The organism is Treponema phagedenis, assembly GCF_008153345.1.
Taxonomy (GTDB): Bacteria; Spirochaetota; Spirochaetia; order Treponematales; family Treponemataceae; genus Treponema; species Treponema phagedenis.
In genome coordinates, this window is sequence record NZ_CP042818.1 from 2121565 (window position 1) to 2141595 (window position 20031).

The 20031-nt window shown below is 34.1% G+C and carries 17 protein-coding genes and 3 pseudogenes; all 20 read left to right on the forward strand.

From position 1 onward, the window contains the following. Positions 1 to 420 precede the first annotated feature (420 nt). Positions 421 to 657: pseudogene (locus FUT79_RS09445) on the forward strand (nucleotidyltransferase substrate binding protein); the annotation flags it as partial. Next, the gene (locus tag FUT79_RS09450; RefSeq protein ID WP_044634197.1) at positions 647 to 952 is read left to right on the forward strand and encodes a nucleotidyltransferase family protein; all 306 of its coding nucleotides are present in this window, start codon (positions 647 to 649) and stop codon (positions 950 to 952) included. The pseudogene FUT79_RS09445 and the gene FUT79_RS09450, both read left to right, overlap by 11 nt. Before the next feature lie 35 nt (positions 953 to 987). Further along, on the forward strand, positions 988 to 1479 hold the full coding sequence (locus FUT79_RS09455) for an acyltransferase (RefSeq protein ID WP_024752530.1): 492 nt from the start codon (positions 988 to 990) through the stop codon (positions 1477 to 1479). Beyond that, entirely contained in the window at positions 1479 to 2360 is an 882-nt protein-coding gene (rfbA, locus tag FUT79_RS09460) for a glucose-1-phosphate thymidylyltransferase RfbA (RefSeq protein ID WP_024752529.1), read from the forward strand. The genes FUT79_RS09455 and rfbA (FUT79_RS09460) overlap by 1 nt, the downstream gene beginning before the upstream one ends. A 41-nt stretch (positions 2361 to 2401) precedes the next feature. Next, a complete protein-coding gene (gene rffA, locus FUT79_RS09465; RefSeq protein WP_148889589.1) occupies positions 2402 to 3532 on the forward strand; it encodes a dTDP-4-amino-4,6-dideoxygalactose transaminase in 1131 nt (376 codons plus the stop codon). 2 nt (positions 3533 to 3534) lie between these two features. After that, positions 3535 to 4635 (forward strand): ATP-grasp domain-containing protein, encoded by a 1101-nt coding sequence (locus tag FUT79_RS09470; RefSeq protein WP_024752527.1) that lies wholly within the window; start codon positions 3535 to 3537, stop codon positions 4633 to 4635. 49 nt (positions 4636 to 4684) lie between these two features. After that, positions 4685 to 5659 (forward strand): NAD-dependent epimerase/dehydratase family protein, encoded by a 975-nt coding sequence (locus FUT79_RS09475; protein ID WP_024752526.1) that lies wholly within the window; start codon positions 4685 to 4687, stop codon positions 5657 to 5659. A gap of 31 nt (positions 5660 to 5690) precedes the next feature. Then, positions 5691 to 7136, forward strand: coding sequence for an MOP flippase family protein (locus tag FUT79_RS09480; protein ID WP_024752525.1), 1446 nt, complete (start codon positions 5691 to 5693; stop codon positions 7134 to 7136). Position 7137: 1 nt separating this feature from the next. Further along, on the forward strand, positions 7138 to 8199 hold the full coding sequence (locus FUT79_RS09485; RefSeq protein ID WP_024752524.1) for a TDP-N-acetylfucosamine:lipid II N-acetylfucosaminyltransferase family protein: 1062 nt from the start codon (positions 7138 to 7140) through the stop codon (positions 8197 to 8199). Between the two features lie 29 nt (positions 8200 to 8228). Continuing rightward, positions 8229 to 9728, forward strand: a complete 1500-nt coding sequence (locus FUT79_RS09490; protein WP_148889591.1) for a hypothetical protein — start codon at positions 8229 to 8231, stop codon at positions 9726 to 9728. A 1-nt stretch (position 9729) separates the two neighbouring features. Then, positions 9730 to 10923, forward strand: coding sequence for an EpsG family protein (locus FUT79_RS09495; protein WP_148889593.1), 1194 nt, complete (start codon positions 9730 to 9732; stop codon positions 10921 to 10923). A 477-nt stretch (positions 10924 to 11400) separates the two neighbouring features. Continuing rightward, positions 11401 to 12510, forward strand: coding sequence for a glycosyltransferase family 4 protein (locus FUT79_RS09500; protein ID WP_215905162.1), 1110 nt, complete (start codon positions 11401 to 11403; stop codon positions 12508 to 12510). Then, entirely contained in the window at positions 12507 to 13586 is a 1080-nt protein-coding gene (gene wecB / locus FUT79_RS09505) for a non-hydrolyzing UDP-N-acetylglucosamine 2-epimerase (protein WP_024752521.1), read from the forward strand. The genes FUT79_RS09500 and wecB overlap by 4 nt, the downstream gene beginning before the upstream one ends. A 20-nt stretch (positions 13587 to 13606) precedes the next feature. Further along, positions 13607 to 14929: a nucleotide sugar dehydrogenase gene (locus FUT79_RS09510; RefSeq protein WP_044634193.1), complete on the forward strand. Its 1323-nt coding sequence runs from the start codon at positions 13607 to 13609 to the stop codon at positions 14927 to 14929. Beyond that, complete coding sequence (locus tag FUT79_RS09515) at positions 14929 to 16170, forward strand: glycosyltransferase family 4 protein (RefSeq protein WP_148889595.1); 1242 nt, start codon at positions 14929 to 14931, stop codon at positions 16168 to 16170. The genes FUT79_RS09510 and FUT79_RS09515 overlap by 1 nt, the downstream gene beginning before the upstream one ends. Before the next feature lie 86 nt (positions 16171 to 16256). Then, positions 16257 to 17246 carry an NAD-dependent epimerase/dehydratase family protein gene (locus tag FUT79_RS09520; protein ID WP_148879807.1) on the forward strand — a complete coding sequence of 330 codons (990 nt, stop codon included), beginning with the start codon at positions 16257 to 16259 and terminating at the stop codon, positions 17244 to 17246. A gap of 8 nt (positions 17247 to 17254) precedes the next feature. Then, a pseudogene (gene rfbA / locus FUT79_RS09525) lies at positions 17255 to 18135 on the forward strand (glucose-1-phosphate thymidylyltransferase RfbA). Continuing rightward, positions 18135 to 18566, forward strand: a pseudogene (rfbC, locus tag FUT79_RS09530) (dTDP-4-dehydrorhamnose 3,5-epimerase); the annotation flags it as partial. The pseudogenes rfbA (FUT79_RS09525) and rfbC, both read left to right, overlap by 1 nt. Next, positions 18559 to 18870: a sugar nucleotide-binding protein gene (locus FUT79_RS09535; RefSeq protein WP_024752516.1), complete on the forward strand. Its 312-nt coding sequence runs from the start codon at positions 18559 to 18561 to the stop codon at positions 18868 to 18870. The pseudogene rfbC and the gene FUT79_RS09535, both read left to right, overlap by 8 nt. Further along, on the forward strand, positions 18870 to 19958 hold the full coding sequence (gene rfbB / locus FUT79_RS09540) for a dTDP-glucose 4,6-dehydratase (protein WP_024752515.1): 1089 nt from the start codon (positions 18870 to 18872) through the stop codon (positions 19956 to 19958). The genes FUT79_RS09535 and rfbB overlap by 1 nt, the downstream gene beginning before the upstream one ends. Positions 19959 to 20031: the final 73 nt, after the last annotated feature.

Here is a 20031-nt window from a genome sequence, read left to right on the forward strand (position 1 = left end):
AGGGCGGGTAATTTACCATAGGAATGCTGAATTTCACGAGACTTCTGTTGATGCGCCAATTAAGCACCATAGTAGTTAATTACGGAATCTTATACTGATATGCGTTTAACCGAACATGAAAAAGCAGCAATCGTTGACTGAATTCTTAAACATTTTTCAGATCCTGAACAAATTATTCTCTTCGGTTCGCGCACCGATGATACCAAAAAAGGCGGAGACATTGATCTGCTTGTCTAAACTCAAGGCAGTGCTGAAAAATTATTCAATGAAAAAATTACCGCATTGGCTGCAATTCATGTAAAACTCGGAGAGTGGCGAATTGATATGATCACTTCAACGAGGTTTAACAATGAACGGCTTATTGCTCAAAATGCGTATAAACAGAGAATAGTCTTGTGGACGAGATAATGCTTAAAAGATAAGATGGAGTATGACGGCGTTATTGTTGAAAGAATTTCTCCGAAATATGTTTTTAAACTCGCATACAATAGTAAATACATTGATGCGATTGAAATTTGGATTAGCATGACAAATGACCGGAATTTAATGAGCCACACGTATGATTTTTTAAAATTAGCTGAAATTCTTACGGCAATAAAAAATCATTATTATCCCGAAATAAAAAAGTTGTACAGTAATTTTGCCCATGAGTTTTGATTTAACCGAAACACAAAAAAACATACTTATTGAAATTTTAAAAAAGCATATCAAAAAAGGTGAAATTATTATTTTCGGTTCGCGGGCAAAACAATCGAATACCGAGCACAGCGATGTTGATATTGCAATTCGTAACGGCGCTTTTCTCAAAGGATCTTCAATTTGCTCTTTATGTGATGAGCTTGATGAATCGGATTTTCCGTATTTAACCGATGTGCTTGAATATGAAAAACTGGAAAACCCTGCATTAAAAGAACATATTGACAGTGCGGGAAAAGTGTTGGTAGTGATTTAGATAAAAAGATTTGAAAAAGCTTTAAGGAAAGAATTATGGACAAACCATTTATTCATGAATCAAGTTATGTCGACGAGGGTGCCGAAATCGGCGAAGGCACAAAAATCTGGCATTTTACACATATCATGAGCGGCGCAAAAATCGGAAAGAAATGTTCCATCGGACAAAATGTCAATATTGCCGGCAGAGCTGTCGTTGGAAACGGAGTAAAAATCCAAAACAACGTTTCGCTATACGATGATGTTATTCTCGAGGATGATGTGTTTTGCGGCCCTTCCTGCGTGTTTACCAACGTCATAAATCCTCGCGCCTTTATTGAGCGCAAACATGAATACAAAAAAACCATTGTAAAAAAAGGCGCATCCATCGGTGCTAACGCTACAATTGTATGCGGTGTAACCATTGGGGAATACGCCCTTATCGGCGCTGGCAGCGTAGTAACAAAAGACGTTCCTCCCTATGCCCTTGTCTACGGCAACCCTGCGCAAGTGCATGGAAAGGTGAATGAATCGGGGGAGAAGGAGTGATGAAAGGTATAATTTTAGCAGGAGGAAGCGGTACACGACTTGCCCCCCTAACGACATCAGTTTCAAAACAAATATTACCCTTGTATGATAAACCGATGATTTATTATCCTTTATCAACTTTAATGCTTGCTCATATTAATGAGGTACTGATTATTTCAACTCCTCGTGATATAGAATTATTTAAAAGTTTGTTAGGTGATGGCAATTGGCTTGGGATGAAATTTGAATATGCTGTTCAAGACAAACCTCGAGGTCTTGCCGATGCTTTTATTATTGGTGAAAAGTTTATAGGGAATGACAGTTGTTCTTTGATATTGGGGGACAATGTATTTTATGGGAATGGTTTTAGCACAACTTTATTAAATGCAAAAAAAAATATAGAAGAAAATAAAGGCGCCCTTATTTTTGGTTATTATGTCAAAGAGCCTTCAGATTATGGTGTTGTAGAATTTGATTACTTAGGAAAAGCAATATCGATTGAAGAAAAGCCAGAAACACCTAAGTCAAATTATGCTGTACCTGGATTATATTTTTATGATAATGGAGTAATAGAGATTGCAAAAAATATAAAACCGTCTGCCCGGGGTGAAATTGAAATTACATCAGTAAATAATGTATATTTGCAAAATAAAAAATTAAGAGTTGAAAAACTCGGCAGAGGGATGGCATGGCTTGATACCGGCACTTTTAATGGCTTATTGGATGCAGCAAATTTTATAGCAACGATACAAGAACGACAAGGTTTATACGTGTCTTGTGTTGAAGAAATTGCTTATTTAAGAGGTTGGATTGATGTTTCTCAAATTTTCAAACTTTCAAAACAGTACAATAATGAATACGGAGCTTATTTGCGTCATATAGCAGAAATATATGGCGAATAAGGTTTTGCAATAAATTATTAAAATGATTGGAGAAAATAAGTATGATAAGTTTTAATATTCCACCTTATGTAGAAACTGCTCATCGCTATATTGAAAAGTCAATAGAAAATCATAAAATATGCGGTGATGGAGAATTCACAAAAAAATGTTCCAAATGGATGGAAGATAAATTTTCCGCATTAAAAGTATTGCTGACAACATCAGGGACATCCGCACTTGAGATGGCAGCTGTTTTGTGTGGCATACAGCAGGGAGATGAAGTAATTATGCCCTCTTTTACGTTCTGTTCTACTGCAAATGCCTTTGTACAACGAGGTGCAAAAATTGTATTTATTGATATTCGTCCTGACACCATGAATATAGACGAAAAACTTATTGAAGCAGCTATCACAAGCAAAACAAAGGCAATTGTCCCTGTCCATTATGCGGGTGTTTCATGTAACATGGATACAATTATGAAGATTGCAAAACAATATAATCTTTTTGTTGTAGAAGATTCGGCACAAGGAGTTATGTCTACTTATAATAATAAGGCACTCGGTACAATCGGAACATTCGGCTGTTATAGCTTTCACGAAACTAAAAATTATAGCATGGGAGAAGGTGGAGCCATTGTAATTAACGATAAAAATTATATTGAAAAAGCTGAAATTATACGAGAAAAAGGAACTAATCGGAGTCAGTTTTTGCGTGGGCAAATAGATAAATATACTTGGATTGAATATGGTTCGTCTTTTTTACCAAGCGAACTTAATGCTGCATATTTATGGTCGCAATTTGAAATAGCAGACGAAATCAATAACTGGCGGCTGGGAAATTGGACACAATATTATAAGGGTTTATTACCCTTGCAGCAACAAGGTTTTATTGATTTACCGACCGTGCCTTCCAATTGTATTCATAATGCGCATATGTTTTATATCAAAGTAAAAGATATAGAAGAAAGGACACAGTTGATTCAATATTTAAAAACCAAGGATGTCGGCGCAGTATTTCATTATGTTCCGTTGCATTCAGCACCTGCCGGCATAAAATATGGACGTTTCGAAGGAAGCGATACCTATACAACTAAAGAAAGTGAACGATTACTACGATTACCGATGTACTATGGACTAAAAAACTCGGACGTTGACTATGTTGTAGAACAGGTATATAAATTTTTTAGAAAATAGCGATGAAAGAAAAATTGGTCATTATCGGTGCAAATGATTTTCAAGCACAATTGATACGAAAAGCAAAGAAGCTTGGATATGAAACCCATGTTTTTGCCTGGGAAAAAGATGCTATAGGTAAAACAGATTCGGATTATTTTTATCCAATAAGTATTATAAATAAAGATGAAATACTATCCGAGTGTAAAAAAATAAAGCCTCAGGGTATTTGCTCTTTAGGCTCAGATCTTGCGAATATTACGGTTCAATACATAGCTCAAGAGCTAGGATTGGTTTCGAATTCGCCTTATTGTGTACTTGTATCTACAAATAAACATGAGATGAGGAAAGTCTTTGAAAAAAACAACGATCCTTCTCCACGTAGTATATTAGTAGATATGTCCGTTGATTTCAATTCTATTGATTTATCTTTTCCTGTAATTGTGAAACCGACTGATAGATCGGGTAGCAGAGGAATTACAAAAATTTTTTATCGTAAAGATTTAGGTAAAGCTATTCAGTTTTCTTGTCATGAATCATTTGAGAAGAAAGCACTTGTTGAAGAGTTTGCAGAAGGGAAAGAATACAGTGTAGAATATATTTCCTATAAAGGGCTCCATACTTTCATCGCACTTACCGAAAAATTTACAACAGGTCATCCACACTATATTGAATATGGTCATAAGCAACCGGCTTTATTAGAAAGTAAAAATTTAATAGAAATACAAAAAGTTGTTTCTAATGCTTTGACTCATTTAAATATAGAATATGGTGCATCACATACGGAAATAAAAATAGATGGAGATAATAATATTAAAATTATTGAGATAGGTTCTCGAGGAGGGGGAGATTGTATCGCATCTGATTTGGTTCCTCTTTCAACTGGTTATGATTATATGAAAATGATTATTGATATATCTTGCGGGAAAGTTCCGGATTTTAGCAAAGGCTCTCACTATAAGAATGCAATGATTAAATTTTTGCTTACACAAACTGACATTAAACAATTAAAAGAAGTTAAGAAAAAAGATAGCTTTATCCGTGAGTCTATTTTGCAAAAAAAAATCATTGGTAATGTACTAGATAGTAGTGGAAGATATGGTTACTATATTTTAGCAAAATAACACTCTATATTTAGAAGGAATTGATAGTATATTAGTAAAGGAATAAACAATGAAATCTATAATGATATTTGGTGCCGGTGGTTTGGTTGGTCAATACTTAGTTGATGATTTGTTTGAACATGGATATAAACTGTTTTGTGTTGAGCATAATAACTCTCATAAAGATAAGTATCGAAATTTAAATATTCCTAATGATTCTATAGATATACAAAATAAACATAATTTTGATAAGCTTCCTCAAAGCGGTATTGACATTGTAGTATTTTTAGCAGGTGTTCTACCCGCTGGAATGGAAGTTTATGAACCTGAAAAATATTTTTATGTAAACACTATTGGAGCTTTAAATGTTTTTGAATATTGTGCTAAAATAGGATGTAAGCAGATCATTTATACTCAATCTCATAGTGATGTTGCAAATTGGTGGGGAAAAAAGGATATTATATCACCATATGAAGATATTTCATTAAATTACAATAATGATCATACCGTGTATATTATCTCAAAATTAGCAGCAGTATCATTATTGGAGCATTATTATCAAGCATATAAAATAAAATATTGCATATTTCGGTGTCCTAATATCTATGCATATCATCCTGATATGTACTACTATAAAGATGGAAAAAAAACAATAATTGCATACCGCTATATGATTCATCAAGCCATCAATTCAAAACCAATTGAAATTTGGGGAAATCATGAATCAAAACGCGATATAGTTTATGTAAAAGATTTAACTCAAATGATTAGAAAGGCAATAGAGAAGAATATAGATAAAGCTGTTTATAATGTTTCAAACGGTAAAGCAATATCACTTCGTGAACAAGTTGAAGATATCATCGATGTCTTTTCCCCTAAAAATAATAAATCAAAAATAATTTATCGCCCTGATATTGATATTCCGGAAATTAGCTATCATTATGATATTGAAAATGCTATTAAAGATTTAGGTTATAAGCCACAATATTTTCATAAAGAAATGTTGCGCGATATAAAAAAAATTATGAATACTTCAAAATATTAGTATAAAATAGAAGTTGGAGAAGAATAGTTTTTTGTCTAATTTAAATAAACAGGCTACAAGCGGTGTAAAATGGATGACCGTATCGACCTTCTTTTTGGTTATTACCCAAATTATCTCTACTGCGGTATTGGTACGATTGCTTAAAAAAAGTGATTTTGGACTTATGGCAATTGTCATGGTGGTAAAAGGATTTGCCGATTTATTTATGGACTTCGGTATAACAACCGCTATTTTACACAAGCAAAATATTACCCAAAATCAGTACAGCAGTCTTTATTGGTTTAATATGCTGATAGGTTTTGTAATTTATGGATTAATCTATCTTTCTACTCCAACTATTTCCAGATTTTATGGTCAGGAAGAACTTATTAAGTTAATTCCGTTGATGTGTCTTGCTATCCCATTTTCTTCAATCGGGCGCCAGCAAAAAATATTTTTACAAAAAGAACTTTATTTTAAACAAATAGCAGTGACAGATATCGTATCTGCTTTTTTAGGATTATGCTCGGCGATCTGTCTTGCATATGCTCATTGGGGCGTCTATGCTTTGGTAATCTCAAATTTAGTAAGGTATACAGTAGGAAATATAATCTATTTCTTTTTAGGTATATGGCGGATGCCAATAGTATTGCATCTTTCTTTCGCAGAAACACTGCCTTTTTTAAAAATAGGCGGATATCATACTGTTTCACAAATAGTCAATTATTTCACTACTAGTTTTGACGTGCTTATAATAGGAAAACTGCTTGGTACCGATTCAGTCGGAATATATAATTTAGCAAAAGATCTTGTTCTAAAGCCCGCATCCCTTATTGATCCAATTACTTCAAAAGTTGCTACCCCTATTTTTTCAAAACTTCAAAATGACAAAGAAAAACTTAAAAAAAGCTTTTTTTTGGTACAGAAACTTGTATCAAATTTGAATGGGTTAGTTTATTTGGGACTATTTGCGCTTGCAAACCCTTTTGTATCTCTTTATTATGGAAACAGTTATCATGAATGCGTACATCTTGTACAGATCCTTGCGCTGTATTATTTTTTGCGTCAATACGGTGCCAGCATGGGTATGGTTTGTATTGCAAAAGGAAGAACTGATATTGACATGTGGTGGAATTTAATTGTTGTTTGTATTACGCCTTTTTTTGTCCTTTTGGGCTCACTGTATTCCGTACAAATAGTAACACTGGCTTTATTACTTGGGCAACTACTATTAAGCTATCCGGGATGGTATATGTATACAAAGAAATTATTAGGAATTCCATTTTTGAAGTATTATGAGTCGTTTTTTCGCTCTGTCCTTATTTTTATATTGCCTATTGTTGTATCATTAGTGTTAATCTATTTTTTATCTATTCCTGTATTATTTACTTTTTTAATTTCAGGGTTCTTGTTTACTGCTACTGCTTTCTTTATTTTATGGATATTTGAAAGGACATTCATTCGAAATTTACTGCTTACTATGAAAGGAGAAGAATAAAATGATTTATCACTTTTTTCCACAAGGGGTGTATGCCGATCAATTTATAGATTTTATGCGTATAAATGCGGGTAAATTGTATAATGAGCATAAATTTTTGTTTTTATCTTACGGTGAAACTGAGCCAAATAAAATATTTGATTCTAAGGATTGTGCTAATGTATATAGTTTTTTTTCAATTTTGAAAATATTTTTATTTGCAAAAAAAAATGATAGATTCGTTATTCACAATTATACACACCCCTATCTATACTTATCAACAGCTTGTATGTGCTGGAAATTAAAAAAAATAGCATGGAAGATATGGGGTGGGGATTTATATTGGTATAATTCTCCCAAAAAAAATATAAAGTATAAGTGTTATGAATTATTTCGAAAGTTTACTATAAAAAGATTTGGTTATATAAATGCCGGTGCATTTGAGTACAACTTAGCAAAAGAATATTATAACATTATGGGGCAAAATTTTGAGGCAATGTATCCTCGTTCTTTTTTTAATTTTTCTATAATAAAAAACAGTCAGTATATTTCTATCTTGATTGGAAATTCTCGTGCTCCTCAGAACGAACATATAGACGCTTTAGAACTTTTATCTAAATTTAAAAATGAAAATATCAAAGTCTATGTACCTCTTTCTTATGGTAAATGTCCTGAAGGATATGTTGAATCTGTTAACGCAAGAGGAAAGACATTATTTGGCGATAAATATATCGCAATCACAGATATGATGGATTTAAAGAATTATCAGGAATTTTTATCAAAAATAGACATAATGGTATGTAACCATAATATACAACAGGGCTGGGGGAATTTATTGGTTCTATTAAAGTTCCAAAAAAAAGTATTTATACGACGAGGGATATCTACCGAATTTGATTTCACTTTACACGGATTAAAGTTTTTTTTTACAGATGATATAGAAAATATGTCGTTTGAAGAATTTAAATATTTTTCGCAACAAGACGGAGAGCTTAATGAGTCAATAATTACAAAGATGTTTTCTGACGAAACCTTGGTTGAACAATGGAACAATTTTTTTATAAATTTAACAAGACTTACTTAGCAGGCAAACTAGAATGAAGAGGATGAGTAATGGTTAATTATAATATTTCACTTGATGATGCTGCTTTTGCATATTTAGTATATGATAAAAAGCATGAAGGTTTTTCAAATCATATTCTTTTGAAAGAGCATAATTTATATTTAAATTATAGCAAAAAAACAGAAGTTTTATATTATACGAACAATGAAAATAGTATTTATATTATTGGACTCTGTGTTGATTCTCACGCGGAATTGGAACGATCTCAAATACCGGCGTTTTTATTAACTAATAACCCTGGCACTATTGATGAAATCATAAAAATGTCAGCTAGGTTTGCCGGTAATTATGTTGTATTGGTGTCATTGGAAAAAGAATTATTTGCATATACTGATGCAACAGCTTTTTTACAAATCAATTATTCAAAAGATGCAATATGTTTTTCATCCTTCGCACATCTTGTTGCAAAAATTTTAAACAAGCCCTTTGATGAATGCAATTTAAAAATACGTGAAAGTGCAGATTATGTTGCTGCTATGCCGAATGATATTACCGTTTATAAGAATATAAAAACTGTTTTACCTAACCATTATTTCCATATCAATAAATTTGATGTATGCCGTTTTTATCCTTACGAAGAATTGGAATATTATGACTCATATACAGATATTTTAAATCGCCATATTGTTTTAATTGATAATATTGTAAAAGAATATGCAAAATACAATAACTTGGTGTGTCCACTAACAAGCGGGTGGGATTCACGGGTTGTGTTCTCTTTTCTAACTCGTAATATTCCCGATATTCAGAGTTATACTTTCTTTCATAAAAATTTTACTGCGGAAACTCCTGATATTGTAATTCCAAAAAAAATATGTAAACTAAAAAATAAAAAGTACATTCAGATTCCTGATTTGCAGCCTTCTGATGAATTTGTTTCAAAAATAACTGAAATAATAGGACAGCATTATTATAAAAGTGATATTGCAATGGCTTATACATACAAGGATACATTCGGAGCTTCTGCCTCAATAACCGGCGATATAATTGATCACTTGGGGAAGAGTGCATTAGTAAACCTACTGCCTACCTTCCTTGCAACACCAAGCTATTTTGTTGCAAAAGAACAGAATATTTCTCCTGATGCCAAAAAAGAAGTAGCTATTTATCTTAAAAGAATAAAAAAAGAAAAACATAATTGGCCATATGTATATGATTTATTCGGACTGGAAGATCAGTGCGGGCGCTGGGCAGGTTATGCCCGCACTATTTATTCGGCTGCAGGCATTACATTGCTAAATATTTTTAATTGCAAAGAAATTATTGACGACTGGATTAGAATAAGACGCAGTAAAAGAAAAAAACATTGTATTCATATTTATTTTCTTCATGCACTTGCAAGAGATTTACTTCAAATTCCTTTTAATCCCGACAAGAAATTTATTAAATTTCTGAGTAATTCAAAAGTTTTATTTTTCTTAGCTACTTACATTAGGCATTTTATTGAAAAGATAAGAAAGCCGCATTTGAAAAAAAACAAAAAGGGATAGCATGATTTTTCCGTATTTTATTCCTCCTGTGTTTGCATTTCTTGCTTCGATTTTTGAAAAAGGCTTTACTAATTCTATAAAGAAAGCGGTCTACATCCTACTTTCATTGTCTGCTATTTTTATCTATTGCTGTGTATATTTAAATGGTTCTGATTGGCCCGCTTATGAAATATTTTTTAATGAAATAAATTTTAATAACTTAATCAAAGAAGCTGGTTTACGCGGCTTTGAAATAGGATTTTCGTTTTCTCTGTTGTTCCTAAAAACTCTTGGTTTGAATTTTATGCTATCTTTGATAGTAATGAAAATTTTTTCTTTTGTCCTTATATCTAATTTTTTTTATACGTTTGCACAGTCTGAATATGCACAAGGGTATGCAAAAAATATTTTTTTCTTGCTTTTTATTTTTTATACAACGAACTGTATGTATCTATATGTTGAAACAATAATAAGATTTTCTATAGCACTTGCAATTGTAATTAAAAGTTATAAATATCTTTTTTTAAGAAAATTTTTTCCTTTTATGTTTTTACTGTTTCTTGCTTTTTTGTTTCATCGAACAGCAATCATAGTATTGCCCTTATATTTTATTAAACAGATAAAACTTTCAACAAAATGGCTCTGTGTGTTATTTGCAGGAATATTTATTTTTCTTTCCCCTCAAAGCTTGCTTTTTTTTGCAAAACTGATATTTGGCTCTTCATCCAGTGTTTTTTCTCTTAAGCTTATAGGCTATTTGGAACTGGTTATAAAATCAAATGAAGTCAATCCCTTTGCAATCGGTAACATTGTGCATCTTTTGTTTTTAATATTAATTTTAGTATATCGAAAACAGCTTGAAAAACATACTGCTTTCAATAAACAATTTTTTGTAGGACTTATTTTATTTTTCTTTATTTATGTTACCACTATGTACATGGGTCCAATTGGAAGAGTACGACTATTTTATTCTATATTTTTTATAATAGCGATAGCAGAACTTTTCTCTATTCGCTACATGTTACAAACATTTGCTTTTACAATGAGTATTTGTTTTTGGATATTCGGTATGTATAAATCAATAGATGAAAACTATTGTTTTAAATATTACACCAACTATCTTACTGCAACTTTAGAAAAAAAATCTGATTTATCCTTGTACGATAAATTAATGATTTATTATGGCTGGGAACAGAGTGAAGTCTTTAATAAATAGATTGAGAATAATTACAATGTTCTATACTCCAGCACAATAAAATGTTGTTATTAACTATCACTCTCAATTTTTTTCTAGTGTATATGTTATTTACTTGTATCAGTATATTCAGACAAAAATTAAAACTAAAAAACCTTAAAGCAAACTAAAAAATAGAAATGGTGTTAGATATGAAAATTTGTTATGTACCATCCCGTTCATCATGCTAATATAACGTTTTTTTGATAACTCGATTATTTTTCTTAATGCATTTTATACAAATCGTAAAAAATTTTATAAAAAAGAGTTCGACACGGCGCAACGGCGAGCAATTTACCATAGGAATGCTTAAATCCACAGGCCCCTTTATTGTTGATACTCCGATTTGTATAACAGGAAGTTAATTAGAAAACGTTATACTAGAAATAATAGGATTTTTAATTACCCCAATGTTCAGATGAAATTTACAATAGCCGGAATGACAAGAAGGAAACAACTTTGAAAAAAATAATAGCCCACCTTACATCTGCCCACCAAAGATATGATACTAGAATTTTTATAAAAATGTGCAGCTCTTTGGCAAGAAATGAAAACTACAGTGTAAATTTAGTAGTAGCAGACGGCAAAGGTGATGAGATAAAAAACGGTGTAAAGATTATAGATGCTGGAGCTAAAACGGGAGACCGCCTGTCTCGCATGACAAAGACAACAAAACAAGTCCTAAAAAAAGCTTTGGAGCTTAATGCAGATATTTACCATTTTCACGATCCGGAACTCTTAACCATCGCCAAAAGTTTGCAAAAAACGGGAGCCAAAGTGATATTTGACTCGCATGAAGATGTTGCCGAACAAATTCTTGGCAAGTCATACATACCGCAGCTTTTTAGAAAAGCCGTATCAAAAGCGTATAAAAGCTATGAAAACTCTATATGTAAAAATTTAGATGCTATTATAACAGCTACACCATATATAAATAATAATTTTCTTAAAATCAATCAAAATTCTATCAATATCAATAACTACCCAATCCTAGACGAATTAATGTCCGATGAACAGCTCCAAGATAAGGAAAATGCTGTTTGTTATGTTGGCGGTATGACAGAGATTAGAGGCGTTAAAGAGATAGTAAAGGCTATGGAGTTTTGCAACGTTAAGCTATATTTGGCAGGTCAATTTTCGCCTCAAACTTTTGGCGATGAAGTAAGAAAACTAAAAGGATTTGAAAAAGTTGATGAGCTGGGATTTTTAGATAGAGTTGGAGTTGCTCAAATTTTAGCAAAATCAAAAGCCGGGCTGGTAACATTTTTACCATATCCAAACCATATCAATGCGCAACCAAACAAGTTATTTGAATATTTGAGTGCGGGGCTTCCCGTGATCGCTTCAAATTTTAGTTTGTGGAGAGAAATTATAGAGAAAAATAACTGCGGAATTTGTGTTGATCCGTTAAATCCAGAAGAGATAGCCAAGGCTATCAATTTCATACTTTCCAATCCACAAGAAGCAAAAATGATGGGCGAAAACGGAAGAAAAGCGGTTGAAAATATCTATAATTGGGGCATAGAAGAACAGAAACTTCTAGCGGTATATAAGGAACTTTTAAAATGAAATTACTCACTGTTATCGGGGCGCGTCCCCAATTTATCAAAGCGGCGGTTTTAAGCCGTTACATTAAAAATAATCCGCAATGTGGCATCAAAGAAACGCTCGTTCACACGGGGCAACACTACGACAAAAACATGAGTGATGTTTTTTTCACCGAAATGGATATTCCGTTGCCCGATTATAATTTGCAAGTTGGCTCCGGCACACACGGAAAAATGACCGGGCTCATGCTTGAAAAAATAGAAGAGCTGCTTCTTGAATTAAAACCGGACATCCTCCTTGTATACGGGGATACGAATTCCACTCTGGCAGGCGCTTTGGCAGCGAGTAAACTTCATACACCTGTTGCTCATGTGGAAGCTGGTTTGCGTTCCTTTATGATGGCAATGCCGGAAGAACAAAACCGCAGACTTACCGATCATCTTTCCACTTGGCTTTTTTGCCCGACCGATACGGCAATTGAAAATTTACGGCATGAAGGAATCGTCGACGCTGCGGGGAAAGCCTCTGCCGACAACAAACGCGTTTGCAAAACAGGCGATATTATGTATGATGCCTCTCTTTATTACCGAGAAAAATTATCTTCCGTGCAAACTCCGGAAGATTTTATTTTGCTTACGATTCACAGAGCTGAAAATACCGATGATCCCGAAAAGTTGGAGAACATCGTTGCGGCTATCAATGCACTTCCCGAAAAGAAATTTATTTTTCCCGTTCATCCGCGGACAAAAAAAATATTATCCGAGCACAACCTCAAATTCGGCAGTCATGTAACATTGACAGAACCTGTCGGATATTTGGAAATGCTGCAATATGAAAAAAATTGCGAAGCGGTTGTAACCGATTCGGGCGGTGTGCAAAAAGAAGCCTTCTTTTTCCGAAAACCCTGTATTACCTTGCGGGAAAAAACGGAGTGGGTTGAATTGGTAGACTCCGGCTGGAATATTCTTGTCGGCAGTGATAGAAAAAAAATTGTAGACACAATAAAAAATATATCTGTTCCGAATATATATCCAAATCTTTACGGAGACGGAAATACAGCAAAACACATTATAAATGTATTAGAATCATCTCAATAAATCATAGGAAGGAGAAAATTATGTCGAATTTTGAAAATATTATGAACAAAATTAATTCAAATAATGAATTGATCGGCATCATCGGTTTAGGTTATGTAGGGTTGCCTCTTGCCGTTTCTTTTGCCAAAAAAGATGTGCAAATCTTAGGTTTTGAAAAAAGCCATGCAAAAACGGAATCCGTGAATAACGGAAAAAATTATATCGGTGATATCAAAGATGAAGATTTGCTTAAGGTTGTCAAAGAGACAAAAAAACTGTCCGCTACAACGGATTTTTCCCGTATCAAAGAATGCGATGCGGTGATTATTTGTGTGCCGACGCCGTTGGATCATTTTAAAAAGCCCGATATGAAATTTATCGAACAATCCTGTATTGATATCGGAAAAAACATGAAAGCCGGCACTTTTATTTCTTTGGAAAGCACGACGTATCCGACAACAACGGAAGATTTTATCAAACCGATTATTGAAAAAGAATCGGGCTTAAAAGAAGGAAAAGATTTTTGGCTTTGCTTCAGCCCCGAGCGTGTGGATCCGGGAAACAAAGATTATAAAACGGACAATACTCCTAAAGTTGTCGGAGCGTTGGGAGAAGAAGCACAAAAAATTGCGCTTGCCTTATACGGCAAAGCGATACAGCATTTGTATCCAGTATCCAGTCCGCGCGTTGCCGAAATGGTGAAAATTTTGGAAAACACCTATCGTCTTATCAATATTTCGTTAATCAATGAGCTTGCTCTTCTTGCGGGAAAAATGGATATCAACATTTGGGAAGTGATTGAGGCGGCTAGTTCCAAGCCCTATGGCTTCCAAGCCTTTTATCCCGGCCCGGGAATCGGCGGGCATTGCATTCCGCTTGATCCGTTTTATCTTGAACACATTGCAAAAGGTTTTAATTTTGACTTAACCATGATCAATACGGCGGGGAACATCAACAACCAAATGCCGCATAAGATGATGAATAAAATAATGTATGCGCTGAATCGCAAGCAAAAACCGATGAACGGTGCCACAATTTTATTTTTAGGAGTTGCCTATAAACCCGATATTGACGATCCGCGTGAAAGCCCCGCTCTTTTGGTGATGGAAGAATGCGCAAAAAAAAGAGCAAATGTTATTTACCACGATCCCTATATAAAAGAGTGCGTAGACGATAACGGAAAAAAATGGATCGGTGTAGAATTAACCGATGAGCTATTAAAAAAAGCCGATTGTGTAGTCTTTACAACAAACCACAGCTGTTTCGAAATAGAGCATATTGTTGAAATGGCTCATCTTGTAGTTGACTTGCGTAATGCGGTCAAAACCGTTCATATTGAAAATGAAAAGGTGTTTAAACTGTAATGAATATTTTACTTATTAACCATTATGCCGGCTCTCCATCTATGGGAATGGTTTTTCGCCACTATTATCTCGCTCGTGAATGGCAAAAACTCGGGCATACAGTTCATATAGTAGCAGCATCTTATACGCATTTACGGAAAGAAAATCCCAATATACATAAAGATTTTGAAGAAAAAAAAATAGATGATGTATCATATATTTTTGTTCAGACACCGAGTTATTCCGGCATTCTTGGACGGGTTAAAAACATTTTTGCTTTTGTTTCTAAATTAAGATTAAATGCGAGGTTTATAACTAAAAAATATGCGCCTGATATTGTCATTTCTTCATCTACCTATAATTTTGATATTTTCTCCGCAATCAAAATAGCTTATTATTCTAAAGCAAAATTAATCTATGAGGTACGGGATTTATGGCCATTAACACCAATTGAACTTGGGGGATATTCAAAATATAATCCTTTTATTATGCTGATGCAACATGCGGAAGATACTGCATATAAAAAAGCGGATGCTGTTGTTTCTGTTTTGCCTTGTGTACATGAATATATGCAATCGCGTGGTCTTGATTTAAAAAAATTAACAATTATACCGAACGGTATTGCAGAAGATGATTGGACAGATATCGATATAAGAGAACTACCGGATAAAAACCTATGTAATTTTATTGAAAAAAAACAAAAGCAAGGTCAGATGATTGTAGGATACACAGGAGCTCATGGTACAGCTAATGCGCTTGAGTATTTGCTTGATGCGGCAAAGATTATACAAAATGCTAATATTACTTTTGTATTACTTGGTATGGGGCCAGAAAAAGAAAAACTTATTAATATGAAGGAAAAACTAAATCTTAAAAATGTGTATTTTTTTGATTCGGTACCAAAAACTTTAATTCCTAATATTTTAAGGTATTTTGATATTTTGTATATAGGGTGGCGTAATCTGCCTATTTACAGATTTGGCATAAGTGCCAATAAACTGATGGATTACATGATGAGCGGCAAACCGATAGTACACTCGGTTAATGCCGGCAATAATCCTGTTAACGAAGCAAGCTGCGGTATCAGTGTAGAACCGGAAAACCCTCAAGCAATTGCTGACGGGATTATGAAACTTGCAAAATTGACCGACTGGGAACGCCAAGCAATGGGAAAAAAAGGACGTGAATACATATTAAAAAATAATGTGTATTCTGTTTTGGTTCAAAAATTTTTAGCCGCAATAAATAAAATATCTATATAAATTTATAAACAATATTTTTCAGTGATAATTAATGTTTAATAACATTAATTGCATATGAAAAATTATTTAAAAAGGACAAATACAGAATGAAAATAGCAATAATAGGCGGTTCAGGTTTTATTGGAACCCGTTTGACAAAGAGGCTGTTAGCTTCGGGAAATACAGTCAAAATTCTTGATAAACAAGAAAGCAAAGCATATCCGGAACAGTGGGTGTATGCCGATGTTCGAGATACAACTTCTTTGCGAAAAGAGTTGGATAATACCTTTGACTATGTAATTAATTTAGCTGCAGAGCATCGGGATGATGTTACTCCAAAATCATTATATGATGATGTTAATGTTACCGGGGCTGAAAATGTTTGTTTGGTATGTTCTGAACTCGGCATAAAAAAAATTATTTTTACCAGTTCTGTTGCGGTATACGGTTTTGCGCCGCTGAACACTAATGAGACCGGCGAAATAAATTATTTTAACGATTATGGAAGAACAAAATGGCTTGCTGAGGAAAAATACCGAGCTTGGCTGGCAACGGATGCGCATAATTCACTTACAATTATTCGTCCGACAGTTGTCTTTGGGGAACAAAACAGAGGAAATGTGTATAATTTACTAAGGCAAATTAGCTCAGGGTTTTTTCCGTTTATCGGAAACGGTAAAAATAAAAAATCAATGGCCTATGTTGAAAATATTACCGCATTTATTGAATTCTGTTTACATAACGAAGCAGGGGAACATTTGTTTAATTATATTGATAAACCTGATTTTGATATGAATACCTTGACTCTTGAGGTTTATACAATTCTTGGCAAAAAGAACAAGAAAATTTTTCATTGGCCATATTGGCTCGGTTTTTTTGGAGGACTTTGCTTTGATTTAATCGCAAAAATCACCAGAAAAAAATTACCAATCAGTTCAATTCGAGTTAAAAAATTTTGTGCAAATACGTTATTTGATTCTATAAACATACCGGCAACAAACTTTAAACCGCCTGTTTCTCTGCAGCAAGGACTTTATAATACAATAAAATACGAATTCCTTGATAAAGTAGATGATCACGTATTTTACACCGAATAAGGAGTTCCATGAAATCAATAATCTTAGCCGGCGGGACAACCAGGCACTCGTTTATTTCCGCTTACAAAAGCGATGTCTAAGCAGATTTTGCCGATGTATGATATGCCGGTGATTTATTATCCGTTACCGGTTTTGATGTTGACAGGGATTCGCGAAGTTTTAATTATATCAACTTCCTCGCGATATTGTTCTTTTTAAAGAGTTTTTCGGTTCAGGCGATTGGCTCGAGATACAATTTGACTATGCGATACAGGAAAGCCCTCGCGGACTTGCAGATGCTTTTATTGTTGGTGAGAAATTTATTTCCGGTGATTCGTGTGCGCTGGTTTTGGGCGATAATATTTTTTATGGAAGAGGGTTTAGCGGTACCTTAGCAAATGCGGTTTCAGCTATCAATAATGAAAAAGGAGCGGTTATCTTCGGTTATTATGTTAAAGATCCCACTGCCTATGGTGTTGTCGAGTTTAATGCAAACAGGCAAGCCATAAGTATTGAAGAAAAACCGAAAGCACCAAAGTCGAATTATGCGGTACCGGGGCTATACTTTTATGATAATAATGTTGTGGAAATTGCAAAAAATGTGAAGCCGTCCGCACGCGGTGAAATTGAAATTACTTCGGTAAATAATGCCTATTTGGAATTAGGTAAACTAAAAGTTGAAAAATTAGGGCGAGGCATGGCTTGGCTTGATACCGGAACGTATGATGGATTGCTTGAGGCATCAAACTTTATTGCAACAATTCAAAAACGGCAGGGAATGTATGTTTCTTGTATTGAAGAAATAGCCTATGCGCAAAAATGGATTTCCCGCGAGCAGCTTTTGCATTTAGCCTCAGGATATAACAATGAATACGGTGCATATCTTACATACATTGCGGAGAATTATTAATGCCTTTTACAATAAACAGTTGTCCGATTGACGGACTTTATGAAATTCAACCAAAAATCTTTAGTGATAATCGCGGCTACTTTTTTGAAAGCTGGTCAAAAAAAGACTTTGCGGCTGCGGGAATTACGTATGATTTTGTGCAGGATAATCAATCCAAATCTTCGAAAGGAGTGTTGCGTGGTCTTTATTTCCAAAACGAACATCCGCAAGGGAAATTAGTGCGGGTTTTAAGCGGAGAAGTTTTTGACGTTGCGGTGGATATTAGAAAAAATTCTTCCAGTTTTGGAAAATGGTTCGGAGTAATTCTTTCTGCAGAAAAACAAAATCAATTTTTTATTTCGCCGGGATTTGCGCATGGTTTTTTAGTTTTAAGCGATGAAGCGATTTTTGCTTATAAATGTACGGACTTTTACCATCCCGAAGATGAGGGTTGATTTAGCTCAAGTTATTGTCTCAATAATACAAAAACAAATACCTACGGGAGTTTATCATTATTCAAATGAAGGGAATATCTCATGGTATGATTTTGCCTGCGAAATTTATACACAGGGAAAACACCTCAATGTAATTCATAATGACTGTGATATAATACCGTGCACAAGTTCCGAGTTTCCTCAAAAAGCAAAACGTCCTTCATACTCTTTGTTGGATAAAACAAAGATAAAAACAGCATTACAGATTATGGTTCCCGATTGGAAGGAAAGTTTAAAAAATTATTTAAAGGAGTTACGCTGATGCGAAGTTTGAAAAATATTCTTGTTACTGGCGGAGCAGGTTTTATCGGCTCTAACTTTATTCACTCACTCTTAAATGATAAAAAAAATTTTACTGGTCGTATTATCAATCTTGATGCACTCACCTATGCAGGGAATGCCTTGAATCTTGACGATGTTGAAAAAACTTTTGGAACCAAACGATATTCTTTTGTGCACGGAAATATTTGTGATAAAGAAATTGTTGATACAATATTTAACGAGTATAATATCGACACCGTCGTTAACTTTGCTGCAGAAAGTCATGTCGACCGTTCAATTTTAGGTCCTGAAGTGTTTCTAAAAACAAATGTACTCGGCACGTTTACACTACTTGAAATCGCAAAAAAATACTGGCAAACCAAAGACGGTTCTATGCGAGAGGATGTGCTTTTTCATCATATCAGTACGGATGAAGTTTACGGTTCACTCGGAGCGGAAGGACTTTTTAAAGAAACGACCCCCTATGATCCGCGATCGCCCTATTCGGCAAGCAAAGCTTCCAGCGATCATATCGTAAAAGCTTATTTCCATACATACGGCTTACCGGTTACCATCTCAAATTGTTCAAACAATTACGGCCCCTTCCAGTTTCCCGAAAAATTAATTCCGCTTATGATTTTAAACATGCTTGAAGGGAAAGATCTTCCGGTATACGGCGACGGTAAGCAAATCCGCGATTGGATTCACGTAAAAGATCATAACGAAGCGGTTTTTCTAATTCTTGAAAACGGCAGATTAGGCGAAACGTATAATATCGGCGGCGAGAATGAATGGGAAAATATTAAGCTTTTGCATAAACTTATTGAAATTGTCTGTTCAAAAGCGGGACTTGATATTGAAAAAGTAAAATCAACCATAACGCATGTAACCGACAGGCTCGGGCATGATCGCCGATACGCAATAGATTGCACAAAAATAAAACAAGAACTCGGCTGGCATCGAAATTTTGATTTTGAATCGGGGCTGACCGATACTGTTAACTGGTATTTAAATAATAAAGAATGGATTAACAATGTTCGTTCAGGAGAATACCGTAACTGGATTGAAAAAAATTATACAAAAAGATAACTTATTTTCTTATCGAACATTTTTTTACACCGAATAAAACCCCAACCATAACTAAACAGTTTATAGATAATGT

Bases quoted from the DNA above. Each gene is read 5' to 3' on its own strand.
- FUT79_RS09475 (WP_024752526.1), top strand. From the start codon at position 4,685: ATGAAATCTATAATGATATTTGGTGCCGGTGGTTTGGTTGGTCAATAC.
- FUT79_RS09450 (WP_044634197.1), top strand. From the start codon at position 647: ATGAGTTTTGATTTAACCGAAACACAAAAAAACATACTTATTGAAATT.
- rfbB (WP_024752515.1), top strand. From the start codon at position 18,870: ATGCGAAGTTTGAAAAATATTCTTGTTACTGGCGGAGCAGGTTTTATC.
- FUT79_RS09515 (WP_148889595.1), top strand. From the start codon at position 14,929: ATGAATATTTTACTTATTAACCATTATGCCGGCTCTCCATCTATGGGA.
- FUT79_RS09510 (WP_044634193.1), top strand. From the start codon at position 13,607: ATGTCGAATTTTGAAAATATTATGAACAAAATTAATTCAAATAATGAA.
- FUT79_RS09520 (WP_148879807.1), top strand. From the start codon at position 16,257: ATGAAAATAGCAATAATAGGCGGTTCAGGTTTTATTGGAACCCGTTTG.
- rffA (WP_148889589.1), top strand. From the start codon at position 2,402: ATGATAAGTTTTAATATTCCACCTTATGTAGAAACTGCTCATCGCTAT.
- FUT79_RS09485 (WP_024752524.1), top strand. From the start codon at position 7,138: ATGATTTATCACTTTTTTCCACAAGGGGTGTATGCCGATCAATTTATA.
- rfbA (WP_024752529.1), top strand. From the start codon at position 1,479: ATGAAAGGTATAATTTTAGCAGGAGGAAGCGGTACACGACTTGCCCCC.
- FUT79_RS09535 (WP_024752516.1), top strand. From the start codon at position 18,559: ATGAGGGTTGATTTAGCTCAAGTTATTGTCTCAATAATACAAAAACAA.
- FUT79_RS09470 (WP_024752527.1), top strand. From the start codon at position 3,535: ATGAAAGAAAAATTGGTCATTATCGGTGCAAATGATTTTCAAGCACAA.
- wecB (WP_024752521.1), top strand. From the start codon at position 12,507: ATGAAATTACTCACTGTTATCGGGGCGCGTCCCCAATTTATCAAAGCG.
- FUT79_RS09495 (WP_148889593.1), top strand. From the start codon at position 9,730: ATGATTTTTCCGTATTTTATTCCTCCTGTGTTTGCATTTCTTGCTTCG.
- FUT79_RS09490 (WP_148889591.1), top strand. From the start codon at position 8,229: ATGGTTAATTATAATATTTCACTTGATGATGCTGCTTTTGCATATTTA.
- FUT79_RS09455 (WP_024752530.1), top strand. From the start codon at position 988: ATGGACAAACCATTTATTCATGAATCAAGTTATGTCGACGAGGGTGCC.